The sequence below is a fragment of the Leptolyngbya sp. Heron Island J genome, assembly GCF_000482245.1.
Classification (GTDB): domain Bacteria; phylum Cyanobacteriota; class Cyanobacteriia; order Phormidesmidales; family Phormidesmidaceae; genus Leptothoe.
Window position 1 is genome coordinate 99,350 of the sequence record NZ_AWNH01000112.1, and the last position, 16,142, is coordinate 115,491.

Annotated in this window: 10 protein-coding genes; 2 read left to right on the top strand and 8 right to left on the bottom strand. The window is 47.1% G+C overall.

From position 1 onward, the window contains the following. Nucleotides 1-28: 28 nt before the first annotated feature. The 4 genes from N836_RS73980 to N836_RS69260 all read right to left on the bottom strand — a co-directional run bounded on the left by N836_RS73980 (nucleotide 29) and on the right by N836_RS69260 (nucleotide 8,378). Nucleotides 29-2,902 (bottom strand): response regulator, encoded by a 2,874-nt coding sequence (locus N836_RS73980; protein ID WP_051394709.1) that lies wholly within the window; start codon nucleotides 2,900-2,902, stop codon nucleotides 29-31. 570 nt (nucleotides 2,903-3,472) lie between these two features. Continuing rightward, complete coding sequence (locus tag N836_RS69250) at nucleotides 3,473-6,295, bottom strand: response regulator (protein ID WP_023076453.1); 2,823 nt, start codon at nucleotides 6,293-6,295, stop codon at nucleotides 3,473-3,475. Between the two features lie 454 nt (nucleotides 6,296-6,749). Then, the gene (gene aroF, locus N836_RS69255; RefSeq protein WP_031294453.1) at nucleotides 6,750-7,619 is read right to left on the bottom strand and encodes a 3-deoxy-7-phosphoheptulonate synthase; all 870 of its coding nucleotides are present in this window, start codon (nucleotides 7,617-7,619) and stop codon (nucleotides 6,750-6,752) included. Nucleotides 7,620-7,988: 369 nt separating this feature from the next. Next, complete coding sequence (locus N836_RS69260; protein WP_023076455.1) at nucleotides 7,989-8,378, bottom strand: RidA family protein; 390 nt, start codon at nucleotides 8,376-8,378, stop codon at nucleotides 7,989-7,991. A 172-nt stretch (nucleotides 8,379-8,550) separates the two neighbouring features. On the opposite strand from N836_RS69260, the gene N836_RS69265 reads away from it, so the two are divergent. Further along, nucleotides 8,551-9,042 (top strand): HugZ family pyridoxamine 5'-phosphate oxidase, encoded by a 492-nt coding sequence (locus tag N836_RS69265; protein WP_023076456.1) that lies wholly within the window; start codon nucleotides 8,551-8,553, stop codon nucleotides 9,040-9,042. Here the strand turns inward: N836_RS69265 and N836_RS69270 are convergent. Both N836_RS69270 and N836_RS69275 read right to left on the bottom strand, forming a co-directional pair. Continuing rightward, complete coding sequence (locus N836_RS69270; protein WP_023076457.1) at nucleotides 9,039-9,659, bottom strand: TetR/AcrR family transcriptional regulator; 621 nt, start codon at nucleotides 9,657-9,659, stop codon at nucleotides 9,039-9,041. The genes N836_RS69265 and N836_RS69270 overlap by 4 nt on opposite strands. Nucleotides 9,660-9,848: 189 nt before the next feature. Then, entirely contained in the window at nucleotides 9,849-11,009 is a 1,161-nt protein-coding gene (locus N836_RS69275) for an ATP-dependent 6-phosphofructokinase (RefSeq protein WP_023076458.1), read from the bottom strand. Between the two features lie 511 nt (nucleotides 11,010-11,520). Between N836_RS69275 and N836_RS69280 the strand changes: the two genes are divergently transcribed. Further along, complete coding sequence (locus N836_RS69280) at nucleotides 11,521-12,330, top strand: hypothetical protein (RefSeq protein WP_023076459.1); 810 nt, start codon at nucleotides 11,521-11,523, stop codon at nucleotides 12,328-12,330. Between the two features lie 8 nt (nucleotides 12,331-12,338). Here the strand turns inward: N836_RS69280 and N836_RS69285 are convergent, their stop codons facing one another. Both N836_RS69285 and gyrA read right to left on the bottom strand, forming a co-directional pair. Then, nucleotides 12,339-13,586 carry an ABC transporter ATP-binding protein gene (locus tag N836_RS69285; RefSeq protein ID WP_023076460.1) on the bottom strand — a complete coding sequence of 416 codons (1,248 nt, stop codon included), beginning with the start codon at nucleotides 13,584-13,586 and terminating at the stop codon, nucleotides 12,339-12,341. A 41-nt stretch (nucleotides 13,587-13,627) separates the two neighbouring features. Further along, the gene (gene gyrA, locus N836_RS69290) at nucleotides 13,628-16,129 is read right to left on the bottom strand and encodes a DNA gyrase subunit A (protein ID WP_023076461.1); all 2,502 of its coding nucleotides are present in this window, start codon (nucleotides 16,127-16,129) and stop codon (nucleotides 13,628-13,630) included. Nucleotides 16,130-16,142: the final 13 nt, after the last annotated feature.

A 16,142-nucleotide genomic window follows, 5' to 3' on the forward strand; every position in this document is an offset into this window, starting at 1 on the left:
TTAACCTCAGCCTACAATTACTACCGGGTTAATCAGATGTACTAGACACTGGATCAGTGCTAGTAACTGAATCTGTTGTACTAGGCGTTGAAACCGCCTTGGTCGAAACCATCGCCTGCAGCTCACTTATAAGCTCTTGACGATTGAGATCCGCCTTTTGATACACCCGAGCTACCCCTTCCAACTGTTGCTGATCGCTAACAGTCAGAGCCTTTGCTGTTACCACAATCACAGGTATATCCTGCCAATCAGAGTTTTGGCGTAGCATTTGAATAAACTCAAACCCATCCATTTCAGGCATCATTAGATCCAACACAATTAAGTTGGGTAAATGATTATCCAGATACTGCAACGCTTCACGCCCATTGGAAGCTAGTTCCACAGTCCAATCTTGCCGTTGTAAAAAACGTCCCATAATCTCGCGCGCATTCACATCATCTTCTACCACCAAAATAGTGGGAGAAACCTGATTGGCGAGATGAGTTTCTAAAACACTCAGCAGACGCTTGCGATCAATTGGCTTAGTTAGATAATCAGCTGCCCCTAGGCTATGCCCCATCGGACGATCATCTACGATCGACAACAAAATAACAGGAATTTCGGAAACGACAGGCATTTCTTTTAGCTGTCTTAGTACTGACCATCCATCCATTTGCGGCATCATTACATCCAGCGTGATGGCATCAGGCAGTAATTCACCTGCCAGGGCGAGACCTTGTTCACCACTCGCAGCACAGACCACATCATAGCCAGCCTCATCTAAAGAACGCCGCAAAATCTCCCGAGCATCGTCATCGTCATCAATAACTAAAACTGTTTGTTTCGTAGACTGTTGTGTCAGCACATTGTGAGCTAAAACGACTTCGCCTTCAGACGACGATAGGGTCGGCGCAAAAAATGGTTTACCTTTGGGATTCGTCGGCTGCACTACTTGCGGAATCACTAATGAAAAAGTAGTTCCCTGCCCATAGAGACTTTCTACAGAAATATCTCCTCCCATCATGTTGATAAACTGTTTAGTAATCGCCAGCCCTAGACCTGTACCACCATACTTACGAGTAGTAGACGCATCTGCTTGGGTAAAGGCATCAAAAATCTTTTCGACTTGATCATCCTTCATGCCAATCCCCGTATCGCTGACGATGAAGCGGAACCAGTCTCCGGCATACACTGAGCTATCAACCGCAGGAATTTGCTCAACCGTTAGAGTAATATTGCCATTCTCGGTAAATTTACAAGCATTACTCAGTAAATTAAACAAGCTTTGTCTTAGCTTAGTTTGATCTGCATGTAATTCACTAATATCATCCGAACAGAAAATCGACAGATGATTGTTGTTTTTGTGGGCAACCGGAATGATTGTTCCAGAGATCTCTTCCACCATCTCTGTGATAGAGAAATCTTCAAGAAATAGCTCCATGCGCCCTGCCTCAATCTTAGACAGGTCTAGAACTGAATTAATTAGCCCTAACAAATGTTTGCCTGCACCTTGAATCTTTTGGAGATCAGGTACAAAACTATCCTCCCCGACATCAGCCGCTTCTTCCTCTAGCATTTCGCTGTAACCAATAATGGCATTAAGAGGTGTCCGTAGCTCGTGGCTCATATTGGCCAAAAATTCGCTCTTAGAGCGATTGGCATCTTCTGCTTTTACCCGTGCTTCCTCTGCCTCTTCCATGGCTTTCATCAGCTTGGTAGTGCGATCTTGTACACGACTATCGAGATCGCGATTTAGCTCCATCAACTGTTCTTCAGCCTGTTTGCGCTCAGTCACATCCTGTAGAAACAGTGATAAGCCATCGCGGCCAGGATACCCCCTCACCTGCAACCAGCGTTGAGTCGGGGCATAATAAGTTTCAAAGCTAACCACCGTCTGTTCGGCCATCGCACGACGATACTGCTGTTCGTAACGAGTTCCCAGGGATTCAGGAAAAATCTTCCAGAAATCCTGTTCTAAAAGTCCCTGAATACTGCGTTTGAGTACCTCAGCAGCCTGGGCATTTACATAAGTCACCTTCCAGCTTCGATCAACGGCAACAAATGCATCAGTAATATTTTCCAACACACTGGTGGTACGCTGGGTAGACTGCCGCAACCGTGCAACCAGACCATAGGCGATTATTCCAATCAGCGCTAATGCGATGATGTAGGCTACATTTCTATAAATGGCAACTTGTCTGAAGGCTATCCGACTCGATTCATCAAAAGTACTCTCCAACTCACTAATATTCGTAGTGAGCGGTAAATTGACGACCTGGTCTAACAGGGCATCGGCAAAAGGCTTGTTCTCCAGCACAGTTTGAGTCAGCTGTGCCACCTGTGCTACGTCTTCTGCACTAGAAAACTCACCTGCATTGAGTTTAGACTTAACTGTATTTAATTCTGCCTCGATTGTGGTCACCAACTGTTCATCAGTGGCCATGATGTAGATTAAAACGTCGTCAATTAATCGTTCAAGATCTGCATCACTTGTCTCTTTTAAGCGGTTGACTAAATCAGGTAACTGGATGAGCGCATTTTGTAATTCTGCGTTCGTTGTCTGAAATTGATTGACCAGCTCAGTTTTTTCCTCTAAAAGCTGAGCATCACGACTAATCAGATTCTGTAGCTTTGCTTGATCCTCTTTGGCTATAAAACTAGGAATTTTTTGTGCAAGCTCTTGCTGAATGGATAGCTCTTGGGCTAGCGCTTCTTCCAGTGGCTCATCATTTCTTAGGAGCGTGTAGCGTTCTTTTAGTAATGCTAGCTCGACGTCTGCATCGCTTTCAACCTGGCTAGCGATTAAATTTGCGTATTCTTGGTATTTACTAACATTAACAGCTTTGCCTTTAACCCCCAAAAATATGAGGAGGAGAAAAGCTATAGTTACTCCTGCTCCTTTAGATAGAGAGTCTCGATTCACTAGAATAACCTCCTAAAAATTTTATCTATATAAGGAGAACAGTCGTTGATTTGAACCACAAGCCCGTTGCAATACGTAAATATAAATGAAAAGGTTAAATATTGTCAGAGACTATACCCATGAAAAATAGCGATAGGCTTCATCTCGATAAAAATATGAGAAATATGAATGTGCTTAATGAATAATCACTCATTTCTCTATTATGGAAATAAGGAGTTAGTACATTTCCTACAAAAAACTGATGCCCTAGTTTGTTTTTAACAAATAAAGAATTGATTTACTGGATATCTATACTTAAAATATCAAGGCTTTAATAATCGAATAGTCGCACTCCCTCACTATTTGATTAGGATAAATACTAGTTTCTGCCTAATTTGGCTGGTACCCCATACTGATGACAGAAAAACTTCTTTATAAAGATGCTTGAGAAGTGCAATAGGTTCCGGAAAATACACGTTTATAGTTAAGGACATTATATCTATTGTTACTGCCCATAGTGTTAACATCACGCATGTCAAAAATAACTTCCCATAGTTCGAACAGCTACCTGTAAAAGCTAGAAAGTAAGGTTTACCGGGCTACAGGGGTACCGTTGACTTTGGAATAAACAAGAGTTTGTACTTCATTTAGCAAATCCTGTCGATTAAAATCAGCTTTTTGATACACCCGAATAACACCGTCCAAACGCTTCTGATCCTTAGCTGTTAGTGTCTTAGCAGTTACAATAATGATAGGGATGTTGCTCCAATCAGGACTTTGACGCAGGATCTGGACAAATTCAAAGCCATCCATACCGGGCATCATCAGGTCTAGCACAATTAAGTCAGGTACAGTAGTTTTGAGATACTCTAGGGCTTGCTGTCCGTTAGCTGCAAGGACGACGGTCCAATCGTGCTGCTGTAAGAAACGCCCCATGATTTCTCTGGCATTGGCATCGTCCTCAACCACTAAAATTCTCGGGTTTGTTTGCTCAGGGAGTTGAGTGTCTAAAAGCTCAAGCAGATGCAGGTGATCGATAGGCTTCAGCATATAGTCAGTTACCCCTAGCTGATAGGCGCGATCGCGATCATCGGTCATTGACAGTAAAATCACAGGCACTTGAGATACTGTCGGTAGTGCCTTGAGTTTTTGTAAAACGCCCCAGCTATCCTGATCGGGTAGCATCATGTCCAGAATAATGGCATCAGGAAGCAGCTCATCGGCTAGTACAAGCCCCTGTTGGCCATCAACAGCACACACAACGTTGTAACCAGCATCGGTCAGCCAGCTGTGTATGCTTTCACAAGCATCTGTATCATTATCAATCAAGAGGATTGTTTTTTCTGAAGTGCGACCTGATATTTCGTGGACTGTCGAGATTGACTTCCGCTCAATGAGGCGGACCGGTGGGGCAAAGAAGGTTTCATCTGAGGGTCGATCTAGTTGAACAGCTTGGGGGATAGTCAGCGTAAATGTCGTGCCTTCGCCATAGACGCTGTCGACGGTGACATCACCTCCCATCATGGAAATAAACTGTTTTGTGATGGTCAGGCCTAAACCAGTACCCCCATACTTTCTTGTTGTTGATGTATCTGCTTGGGTGAATGCCTGAAAAACTTTTCCCATTTGTTCAGATGTCATCCCAATTCCAGTATCGGTGACTGTAAATTGCAGATAATTTTCCTGATGCCCTTGAAGGCTACTCATCATCGTTGGCTGAACCGCCAGGGTGATTGTGCCATTTTCAGTAAATTTACAGGCATTGCTCAACAGATTAATCAGACTCTGTCGGAGTTTAACTTGGTCTGCATGGAGAGACTCTATATGATCCGGACAGATTAAAGACAGCTGATTATTATTTTTCTGAGCCAGAGGTTGAATGGTGCCGATAATTTCATTCAATAGGGTCTTGATACAGATATCTTCTAAGAAGAGTTCCATACGACCTGCTTCAATTTTGGACAAGTCGAGTACTGAGTTGATCAGTCCTAGCAGATGTTTGCCTGCACCTTGAATTTTTTGTAAATCAGGGACAAAGTCATCTTCACCCAGGCTGGTGAAATCTTCTTCTAACATTTCGCTGTAGCCAATAATCGCATTGAGAGGTGTACGTAGTTCGTGGCTCATGTTAGCCAGAAACTCACTTTTAGACCGATTGGCATCTTCTGCCTTCACCCTTGCTGTTTCCGCTTCTTCCATAGCATCCGCCAGCTGGGTTGTGCGGTCTTTAACCCGACTATCGAGATCGCGATTCAGTTCGAGCAGTTGTTCTTCAGCTTGTTTGCGCTCTGTAAAGTCCTGTAAAAAGATAGACAAACCATCAAGACCTGGGTAGCCACGTACCATTAGCCAACGTTCAGTGGGCTCATAATAGGTTTCAAAACTGACGACTTCTAAGTTAGTGGCTACAGCTTGGCGGTATTGTTCTGTAAAGCGTTTGCCAAGTGATTCGGGTAGAACCTTCCAAAAATCTTGCCCTAACAGTCCTGGAAGATCACATTTAAGAATATCAGCCGCCTGAGCATTAACATAGGTGATTGACCAGGTGCGATCTACGGCAATAAACGCATCGGTGATGCTTTCTAATACTCGAATTGTTTTCTGGCTAGATTGCTGTAGGCGATTGATGACCCAAAAGGCTACCATGCCAGAACTAGCAAATGCCAATATGTAAATTAGATTACGATATAAAGTAATGCGTGCCTGCGTAGTTTGCTGAATATTATCAAACTGTTGTTCCAGGGCGCGAATATTATTGGTCAGTGGCAAATCAAAAACTTGAGTAATGAGCGCATCTGCAGCTGGTTTATTCTCTAAAACTAGCTGCACTACTTGAGCGAGTTGGCGCTGTGTCGCTGCATTGGTATCAAGTTTGCCGCTAACGCGGTTCAGCTTTACTTTGATGTCATCAACGAGCTTTGTGTCACTGGTGACGGCATAGAGAGATAGATCATCAAGTAGGGCTTCAATCTCCAGCCGCAGACTACCACTTAAGCCATTGAGCAAATTGGTTTCCTGTGCTAATGCTGTTCTTACCTCAGCATGATGTGTTTCGAGTTGTTCAATTAGTTGATGTTTCTCGGCTAATAGTTCAGCGTTAAATGCTAATTGTTTTTGTAAACTGCTGATATCTCTTTCTGATAGGGAAATAGGAATTTGTGCCGTCAGCTGAGCCTGTACCTTTTCAGCTTCTAGCAAAGCTGTGTTTAGGGTTTGGCCATTTTGTGAAATGGTATAGCGGATATTTTGTAACGCGAGTTGGGTGTCGGCTACATCAACAAGCTGATCTGAAATTAACGCGCTGTAACTTCGATACTGATCAAAATCGACAGTAACACTTTTGAGACCTAAGATAGTTAGGACTGAGAGTGTAGCGACAGCAGGTATACCCTTTAAGAAGTGCTTTCGTCTCACCTCAGATTTCTCCTAAAAATCCAAATAAAATGTTCTGACTTATTTTTGAGATCTGAATGCGCAACGCGAATCATGCTGACGGCCGTTCTGCTTTAATCTGTACGGTGACAGTTAGATTCTGGATATCAAGAGAGTATGGATCCATATCTCTCATCTCTTGACTAATATTTATGTATTATTAATTGATAATGACCTCAGTATCTGAATAGTTGTACTATCAAAAAGTTAGACGTCAGAATACCTTGTAAAAAAAGCACATCCCGATGGAACTTTAACAGTTAACCAAACTATGACTCGTGGGGAGTTCAGCATTTTAACCGAGAGTAAATCCGTAGCTATGAACAGTCTAAAGTTTGGCGATCGCATCCTGATAAGTTTTAGATATTACAGACAGTAGGCGATCAGGCATTGTTCCAGGGGATGTGCATTGGGGGGGTACGATCTCTCGGATAGGCTAGGACACCAGATTTAAGGAATGGTGTGGTCTAACGTTGCGACCGACAGCCTCCGCTATGGGAATTAAGCTGTCTATGAGCGCGGCCATCGCTTCAAGGCTAATGGTCTGACGAGCATCGCTCACTGATTTATCAGGATCTGGATGGCACTCGATGATGAGACCGTCGGCTCCAGCTGCGATCGCAGCCCGAGCCAATGGTGCAACCAATTCTCGCTTACCTGAGGCATGGCTGGGATCAACCAGGACAGGTAGATGAGTAATTTGCTTAAGGGCCACCACAGCGCCAATATCAAGTACGTTGCGGGTGTAACTATCAAAGCTCCGAATCCCACGCTCGCAAAGAATAACATTGGGATTGCCATGGCTAGCAATATATTCTGCTGCCATTACAAACTCGCTCACTGTTGCCGCTAAGCCTCGCTTGAGCAAAATAGGCTGATTTACCTCACCCAGGGCCTTGAGTAAATCAAAGTTTTGCATATTACGGCTGCCGACCTGGAGAACATCGGCATGGGGAACCAACTTTTCAATTTGATGGATCGCCATGACTTCAGTGATCACCGGCAAGGCGTAGCGTTGGCGGATGGCAGAGAGAATATCTAAGCCAACCTCTCCGAGGCCTTGAAATGCGTAGGGTGAGGTGCGAGGTTTGTAAATGCCACCACGTACGCCCTGGATCGGGAGTTTGGCCTGGGCAATAGCTTCCATCTGGGCCATGCTCTCGATCGAACAGGGGCCGCCGATAATAAACAGGTCTTTGCCACCCACAGTACGATTGGCTCCGTACGGTCCAGTCAGGTCAGGCGCGATCTCAATTTCACTAATGTGTTCCGTATGACCCTTGGCAACAAGTTTGGCGTCCTTCATGGTTTTAGGAAGTAGTAGTAACAGCAAAAAAACAAAAAGCCCGTAGCCTTGGTGGGCTCCGGGCAAGTCAATACAGCAAAGCAATCGCTACCTACCCGGTGGTGGCGTAAAAAAGAAAAAGGTAAATTGCCAGCTGTAATGCATCATGGTAGTTAAAACAAAACCGGGAATTGGGGAATAAAACAAAACCGCAGAGTGTAAGCTCTGCGGTTCACCAGCGGCCCATGCTAACGCTAGGGTTCATCGCTGGTGAACCTGACTAAACCAAAAGTAGAAAAACTGGTACGGCATGGGTTAAAAGTTTGTGAGCTAATACTGCTCGAATACTTGTACGTTAACGCGCCAAGTTTAAACCGTCAACTATTCTAATTAAACAACTGCGATACACTCAATTTCCACCAAGACATCTTTGGGCAATCGGGCTACCTCAACACAGGCTCTAGCCGGAGCTGTTGCTTCATCAAAGTAGGTGGCATAGACACCGTTCATGGTGCCAAAGTCATTCATATCCTTTAAGAACACAGATGTTTTAACCACATCAGCCATGGTGGCTCCAGCTGCCGTCAACACAGCCGTGAGATTATCTAGACACTGCTTAGTCTGGGCCGCCACATCCCCTTCACCCACCAAGGTGCCACTGGCCGGATCGAGGGCTACCTGCCCTGAGGCAAACACCATTTCCCCGGTGGCCACAATCGCTTGATTGTAAGGACCCACGGGAGCAGGAGCTTGATCAGTTTGAATAATTCGACGAGCCATAGCCTCACCTTAGATAACTAGCCTGAGTATTTTACCCGAAGGGTACAAACTCCATGGAGCCATTCGAAACAGCACCAGTCCTCACTAGTCTGAGGGCCAACAGTCTGAGAGCTAATACTATGGGTGGTACGCTAAAGCACGCACGATAAAACCTGCTTTTCTAAGTAAAACCATGGCTGACTTAAACCGTGTTACTGAGCTTTACCAGGAATTCCCTGATAACTTTCGCAGTATTATCTTGAGCACCGTTAGTGCCGATGGGATTCCCCAAGCCAGCTATGCCCCGTTTTTGATCGACCCGGATAAAACCTTATACATATACGTCAGTGGGTTATCCACCCACACTACAAACCTTAAACAAACCAGTCGGGCCAGCATTCTTTTTATTGAAGACGAAGCCAAAGCCAATGAGATTTTTGCTCGACGTCGACTTACCTATGATTGCACAGCCAATGCTTTACCCCGCGACACCCCGCAGTGGCAGCAGCTGATTGATCGGTTTGAGCAGCGGTTTGGTCAAGTGATCGGGTTAATGAAAGGACTGCCGGATTTTCAAGTTTTTCAACTACAGCCCCAATCAGGGCAGTTTGTCATCGGGTTTGGTGCTGCGTATCGAGTGGATACTGACGATTTAAATCGTTTACTGCCCAGACGTCAGAGTTAAGCCTCAGGATTGGCTAACACTCCATTGAGAAAAATATCGGCCAAGGTCTCTGCCAACTCTTTCATGTCCTGAGGAGAGTTGGCTTCATCAGCCAGTGTCACCTGGCTAAACCCGGCAATGGTGAACATGCCTAGAAAGATCCGTGCAACCACTCTGGGGTTCATGGGACGATAGGTACCTCGATCCATAGCGGTTTGAAAAAATGCTTCAGCCACGTCGGTCATTTTGGCAATAACTTCAGCCTGTACCCGCTCTCGGAGTTCTGGATGAAACTGTGCTTCCATAAAACAGACCCGCAGCATGTCGGTGTTAGCCGACAGATTTAACATACGTTTACGCATGACCTTGGCAATGGCCTTGTAGTTGGCCATTTCACTCAGTTCAGTGAGTAAGTCAGTGAGTAATTCTACCCATCCACGAGTGGCAACCTCAATTAAAATTGCCTTTTTATTTTCAAAATGTCGAAATAGCGTTCCTTCTGCCACACCTGCCGCCTGAGCTAGATCGCGAGTGGTGGTACCCCCGTAACCATGACGGGCAAAAAGCCGCTGGGCTGCCCCGAGAATTTTCTCTTGAGTATCATCTTGGGACAGCGTCGACGGTTTAGCAAATTGCATACAATAATGCACCATCAAGTGCGGCTGGGTAGAAACGGATATTGCTGATCGCGTAGCAATCAATAGTCACCAATGATAGCCATAGGGGGATTGCCTATGCCTTGGGGTTATTGTCTATCGTGAGCTGCGCGATCATCTCTTTGGTTAACAGAAGCTTACATTTGGGCAATGGTTGTACACTGCAAATGTCTAAGCTGGCAGGCTGACAATGGGCGTCTTACAGCGAATATGGCTATCGACTTCATAGTAAGCAGTATCACCCAGGCAAATCCCCATGCCCCGGGCGGTTTTTACCAGTGTATCTTGAGGATTGACTGCTCGGTATTCAGCAATCGCTTCGGTAATGGGCACATGCACTACCTGGCGATTTTTCCAGCTCACCATATGGTCATACTTTTTGGCGGCAATCAGGTCTACTGCTTCTACACCAAAGGCGGTGGCCAGTACCCGATCTAGTGGTGAAGGGGTTCCCCCTCGCTGCACATGCCCCAGCGCAGTCACTCGCGTCTCTGCGCCGATGGTTTCGGTAATTTGTTCTGCCAGGTATTCACCGATGCCCCCCAGCCGACACTGTCCCAGGCGATTGGTTTGGGTGACCTTTTCCCCTGCCTCAGTACAGACTGCTTCCGCGACAATAATAGTGGCGAAATTGCGTTTTAACCCTTTGATTGTTTGGCAAATTTTGTCGATGGTGTAGGGAATCTCAGGAATGAGAACAATATCGGCCCCACCGGCAATGCCGGCATTCAGGGCAATATGGCCGGCATCACGTCCCATGACCTCTAGAATCATTACTCGAGAATGGCTGGCGGCTGTAAAGTGCAAGCGATCTAAGGCCTCGGTGGCAATATTGACGGCGGTGTCAAACCCGATGGAGCGCTCTGTGGAGCCCAAGTCGTTATCAATGGTTTTGGGAATACCCACCAGGTTTAGCCCGCCTTGCTGGGCTAGGCGGCGTAGGATAGCCATGCTGCCGTCACCGCCAATGCCAATCAGGGCATCCAGACCTAACAGATGATAGCCATCAATGATGTCCTGGGAGCGATCGCACGTAGTGCCATCAGATAATGGAAAATCAAACGGATTTCCTTTGTTGGTGGTACCCAGTACAGTTCCCCCGGCCAACAGTAAATTGTGGGTGCTAGATACATCAAACTCTACATATTCAGGTGGACGGGCCATGAGGCCATGGGTGGCACGAGAAATTCCTAATACCTCCCAGCCATAGCTGTCGGCTCGATGAACAACAGCTCGCAGGGCAGCATTGAGCCCGGCACAGTCGCCACCACTTGTAAGTAGACCAATTCTTTTAGTGTCCTGATGCTGTCCCATGATATTCACGTTAGCCATCAAAGTTGCGATTTTAAAAACCTACAGCGTTTGCGCTGTCATGACGTGGAACAAACTAATATTCTGAAAAATTATTGATAGGAAGATAAAAACCGCAACATTGTTTGTATAGGTTCGTTGCAGTTTTTATGACTATATCAAGGGAGCAAGGAGTCTTGATGTTCTAAACAACAAACAAGACGACGAAACTGTTGAGACAAACCACAAACTACGGTGAAACTACTGATGACATGCCCAGGGTTTATGGGTAATTGATTGACCTTTATTAGAGCTTGTTAATCCACCATCAACCCAGCTTAATAAAGCTAAAGCAACAATATTGTTTTAGTAAATGCCCGCCTCTCAATCCGACGTTTATGGTTTGGGAAGATATAGTCGGCGTAACAGCAAAGCAACGATACACGCATCCAAAAGGACGTGTTGATTTGTACGGATATTGGGTCATCTTCCGGTTAGGTTAACTAACCCTTGTTAAGAACAATAAGGTTAAGTTTTTTTTCTTTGCAATACGATGGCACAGGCCATTCTAAAGACTGTTTTTGGAGCACTGGCGACATCTATAGCTGTTGTTAGCACAACAGCTCAAATGGCAAGTGCTCAGGGATTTACCGGTAGCTTTGCCGTTGACCAGTGGGATCTGTTTAATAGTCGCCCAGCGTTCACTGGGATAGACAATTCACGGATTGGTATTGAGGGGACTGATGATGGTAGCATTCGCCCTGTTCTGGATGGGGGAACTCCTTTAGCTCCTTTTAATGGGTCGGTTGATTTCACCGATGCACCAGACTCGCTGACCTTGTTGGGTAGCGATCAAGCTAGTATCCTCAACGAGTTTGGGCATACCTGTGGTACGGCCCCGAGTAGTGTTCTGTTTGTTTGTGACTTGAGCATTACTACGTTGTTTATCACAGTGTCCGAACCAACATACATCTCGTTTAGTTGGGACTATAGTACTCCTGATCTGCCAATCTTTGACCCCTTTGGCTTCGTGGTGAGTGATTTTTCCCCCACTGATTCACGTGCTAACGGTGTTTTTAAGACTCTGAGCGATCCAGCAGGGGGCGCTACGCAATCAGGCTCAGTGGGGATGTTTGACCTGATGGTTAAGGCGAATCAAGTCTTTGGCCTACAAATCGGGACAGACAATCGCAACGGTCGTGCTCAGGTGACGATTAGGGATTTTCAGGCTAGACCCATCATTTCAGAGCCTGATGAGGTTGATCCGACTCCCGTACCAGAACCGACATCCGGAGTTGCGATCGCAGTGCTAGCGGGGCTTGGTCTTAGTTTAAACGCTAAGTCTCGTTCAGGAAAACAATAAATAGTTTTCTAAGCCTCAACGCCCAGGACACTGGGGGCCTTGACAATTGTTTCTCCAGTGTCTGAATCAAACAAATGAATATGCTCTACTCGAATGCCTAAGGTGAGCTGATCGTCGGGGCGAGGAGGATTGTCAATCATTCCGTCGAGACGTACCAGCAGCATAGGGTCATCGGATAAGCCTGCAGGAGAGCTAGGTGCGTTCAAGCCGACAGTCAGGTAGGTTTCACTCCCTAAGGCTTCGACGCGCTGTACTGTGACCTCCAAATGCTTAGGAGCTGGCACTGTTAGCCGTAGATGTTCGGGCCGAATTCCCAAGGTTAATGAGCGATCATGATAAGGCGATAAAATCGGCTCCCAATGGCTGGGTAGGGTTACCCGAAAAGCGGGGTGGACTAGCGTCAGCGGAGCCTGCACCTGAACTGTGAGAAAGTTCATGGGGGGTGAACCGATAAACGCCGCCACAAATTGATTTACAGGAGCCCGGTAAAGTTCTAAAGGGGCCGCAATTTGCTGAATCACCCCCTGATGCATTACCGCAATCCGGTCACCCATGGTCATGGCTTCCACTTGATCGTGGGTGACATAGATGGTTGTAGTGCCCAACTGACGCTGCAGCGCTACAATCTGAGCCCGCGTTTCAGTGCGCAGTTTCGCATCCAAATTCGACAGGGGTTCATCCATCAAAAACACCTGCGGATTCCGGGCCATGGCCCGACCCAGTGCAACTCGCTGTTTTTGACCGCCCGAAAGCTGTCGGGGTAGCCGTTTGAGTAGGGGCGTAATTTGTAAGATTTCGGCGATGGTTTTGACCCGTTTTGAGATCGCCTGTTCCCGTTCTGGCCAGTAGTGAAACCCTGGCGGCAGTAGCCGAGTTATACCAAACAATGCTTGCTGCCAGCGGGTGATTGGGGGCAAGTTGCTGGCCGTGCGTCGCAGGCCAAAGGCCAGGTTGTCGTAGACGCTCAGGTGCGGATAGAGGGCATAGCTTTGAAAAACCATGGCCACATCTCGCTGTTTGGGGGGAAGGTCGTTTACCCGCTGTTTGCCAATGGTAATCGTACCGCCTGTGACACTTTCTAATCCGGCCATCAGCCGCAACAGGGTACTCTTGCCGCAACCAGATGGTCCCACAAGCACCATGAACTCACCGTCTTCAACATTCAGATGGATGCGCTTAAGCACCGTTGCTGGTTTAGCATCTGAGGATTGACGCGGAAATGTTTTGTAAACGTTGTCGATAACAACCTCAGCCACGTTTGGTTCCTAGTTGGGTATCAGGACAATAGGGCGTAGCTCTAGTCAGCAACGCGATCTACAGATACCAGAATATCGGTAATGGTTTCACCACGGGCAGGGGTAAAGATGCGATCGCACGGTTGACTCCGCCCTTGCAGGGCCACCCGATCTATTCTCAGACGGGCCGCCCGATCTTGACTAGTCAGCACCGTAAAGTCCGCCGTCTCTGGCACCTTTACCAACGTAGTCAGACGATCGCCCGTTTGACTAAACTTAAAGGACTGAGAGCCGATGCCCCCTCGGCTACTGCGATTGATAGCCGCCACCTGCATCCGTTTGGCATAGCCTTTAATCGACATCAGCAACATTTTGCTATTGTTCTGAATCGGCAGACAGCCCACTACAGATTCTCCCTTAATGACTCGAATTGCCTGGGTTCCCTGGGAATTACGACTGGTGTCCGGTAACTGCTCACGCTCAATGGCAAACCGTAACAACCGCCCGCTGGACGAAGCCAGCATCAGGTCCTGCTCTAACTCCGCCACCACCGCATAGGCCAGGTGATCCTCGGGTTTGATTTTAATCGCCACTAACCCCCGCCCTGTAATCGACTCAAACTCTGTCAGCGGCAACCGCTTAATTTTCCCTTGGGCAGTCACCAAAATCACCTGCCGCTCCATCACTTCATCCGTTAGCAAGATTGGCGGCAAAATCGACTCTGGATCATTGCCAATGGCATCAGGGAGTAAATTGACTAGCGGCTGTCCCTTTGACTGCCGCTGTGCCAGAGGCACATCGTTAACAGAGAGACTGTAGGCTTTGCCATCACGAGAAAACACCAATAAATTATGGGTTGTCCAGGCAAATTCAGTTTGGGTAGTGACATCATCCAGTTCTGTCAGTTTGGATGGCAGTTTCTCCTGTTTTCCTTGTCGGCGTTGGTAGGTGCGTGGGGATAGGCGTCTGGCATATCCTTTGCGGGTAAACTCAACGACAGTTTCTTCTTCTTGAGCCTCAGCTTCGAGACTCGCCAACATTTCTTTTTCTTCGGCCCGTTCGCTGGCTGTCTGTAGTCGAGTACGTCGTTCGTCGCCAAAGGTTTTCTTGAGTTTTCTCAGCTCTTTTTTGAGCGCTTTGAGCCGTTCTTTTCGATCCGATAGCAGCAGTTCTAAAGTTTCTTTCTGGGTCGATAGCTCATCAAACTCGTTGAGCAAATTTTCTTGTTCCAACCCGACTAACCGTCGTAGGGGCATGGCCAAAATTGCGTCTGCCTGACGGTCGCTTAATTCAAACCGTTCGCTAATTTCCAGCTTGGCCGATGAGCCATCCGGCGCAGCTCGTAAAATTTCAATCACTTCATCGATACTGTCAAGGGCGGTCAATAGGCCCTCTACGATGTGCAATCGCCGATCGGTTTTTTCGAGTTCATTGGTGTATTGCCGCACCAAGGTCTCTTCACGGAAATCCAGAAAGGCTTGCAACATATGGCGCAGCGGCATCTGTACTGGCTGTCCTCCATCCAGTGCCAGCATGATGGCTCCAAAGTTGCTCTGTAGCGGCGTCATTTTGTAAAGGGCAGTCAAAATGCTGTGGGGCTGCACTTCTCGCTTTAACTCGATGACGACCCGCATGCCATCGCGATCGCTTTCATCACGAATATCAGCAATCCCATCGAGCCTACCCTGGTTTACCAGATTGGCCACTTTTTCGATCCAGCCCGCCTTATTGACCTGATAGGGCAACTCTGTAACCACAATGGCATTGCGACGCTGTCGACCCTTGCCCGGTTGAATTTCTTCAAACCCAGCAATCCCCCGTACAGGAATACTGCCACGACCAGTCCGATAAGCATCATGAATGCCTTTTGTATCAGTAATCTCACCACCAGTAGGAAAATCTGGCCCAGGAATTAATTTAAACAGCGCCTCATCTGAAAGATTGGGTCGATCAATAATTGCAATCAAACCATCGACGACTTCACCTAGGTTATGGGGTGGGATATTCGTGGCCATCCCTACCGCAATACCAGAACTGCCGTTTAGCAATAGATTCGGCAGCTGAGATGGCAGTACGATGGGCTCTTGTTGGGAGCTGTCGAAGTTATCAATAAAATCAACGGTGGCTTCACTGATTTCCCCCAACAACGCGGTATGGCTGACAGGGGCCAACCGTGTTTCCGTATAGCGCATAGCTGCCGGAGGATCATTATCAACTGAACCAAAGTTGCCATGGCCATCCAGCAGCGGGTAGCGGCTGGAAAAATCCTGCACCATGCGCACCAATGCATCGTAAACAGCCTGGTCTCCGTGGGGGTGATATTTACCCAGCACATCCCCCACCACACGGGCACATTTTCGGAAGGGGCGATCGGGCGTCAACCCCAGTTCATGCATAGCATACAGAATTCGTCGATGCACTGGCTTAAGACCATCACGCACGTCTGGCAAAGCCCGCCCGACAATTACGCTCATGGCATATTCCAGATATGATCGTTGCACCTCTGTATGAAGAGAAGTGACGACAATTTGCTCATCTGAGAACTCATTTAGCTGGTTTGCCATGATTTCGTATCCT

Bases quoted from the DNA above. Each gene is read 5' to 3' on its own strand.
- aroF (WP_031294453.1), bottom strand. From the start codon at position 7,619: ATGAAGGACGCCAAACTTGTTGCCAAGGGTCATACGGAACACATTAGT.
- N836_RS69260 (WP_023076455.1), bottom strand. From the start codon at position 8,378: ATGGCTCGTCGAATTATTCAAACTGATCAAGCTCCTGCTCCCGTGGGT.
- N836_RS69265 (WP_023076456.1), top strand. From the start codon at position 8,551: ATGGCTGACTTAAACCGTGTTACTGAGCTTTACCAGGAATTCCCTGAT.
- N836_RS69270 (WP_023076457.1), bottom strand. From the start codon at position 9,659: ATGCAATTTGCTAAACCGTCGACGCTGTCCCAAGATGATACTCAAGAG.
- N836_RS69275 (WP_023076458.1), bottom strand. From the start codon at position 11,009: ATGGCTAACGTGAATATCATGGGACAGCATCAGGACACTAAAAGAATT.
- N836_RS69280 (WP_023076459.1), top strand. From the start codon at position 11,521: ATGGCACAGGCCATTCTAAAGACTGTTTTTGGAGCACTGGCGACATCT.
- gyrA (WP_023076461.1), bottom strand. From the start codon at position 16,129: ATGGCAAACCAGCTAAATGAGTTCTCAGATGAGCAAATTGTCGTCACT.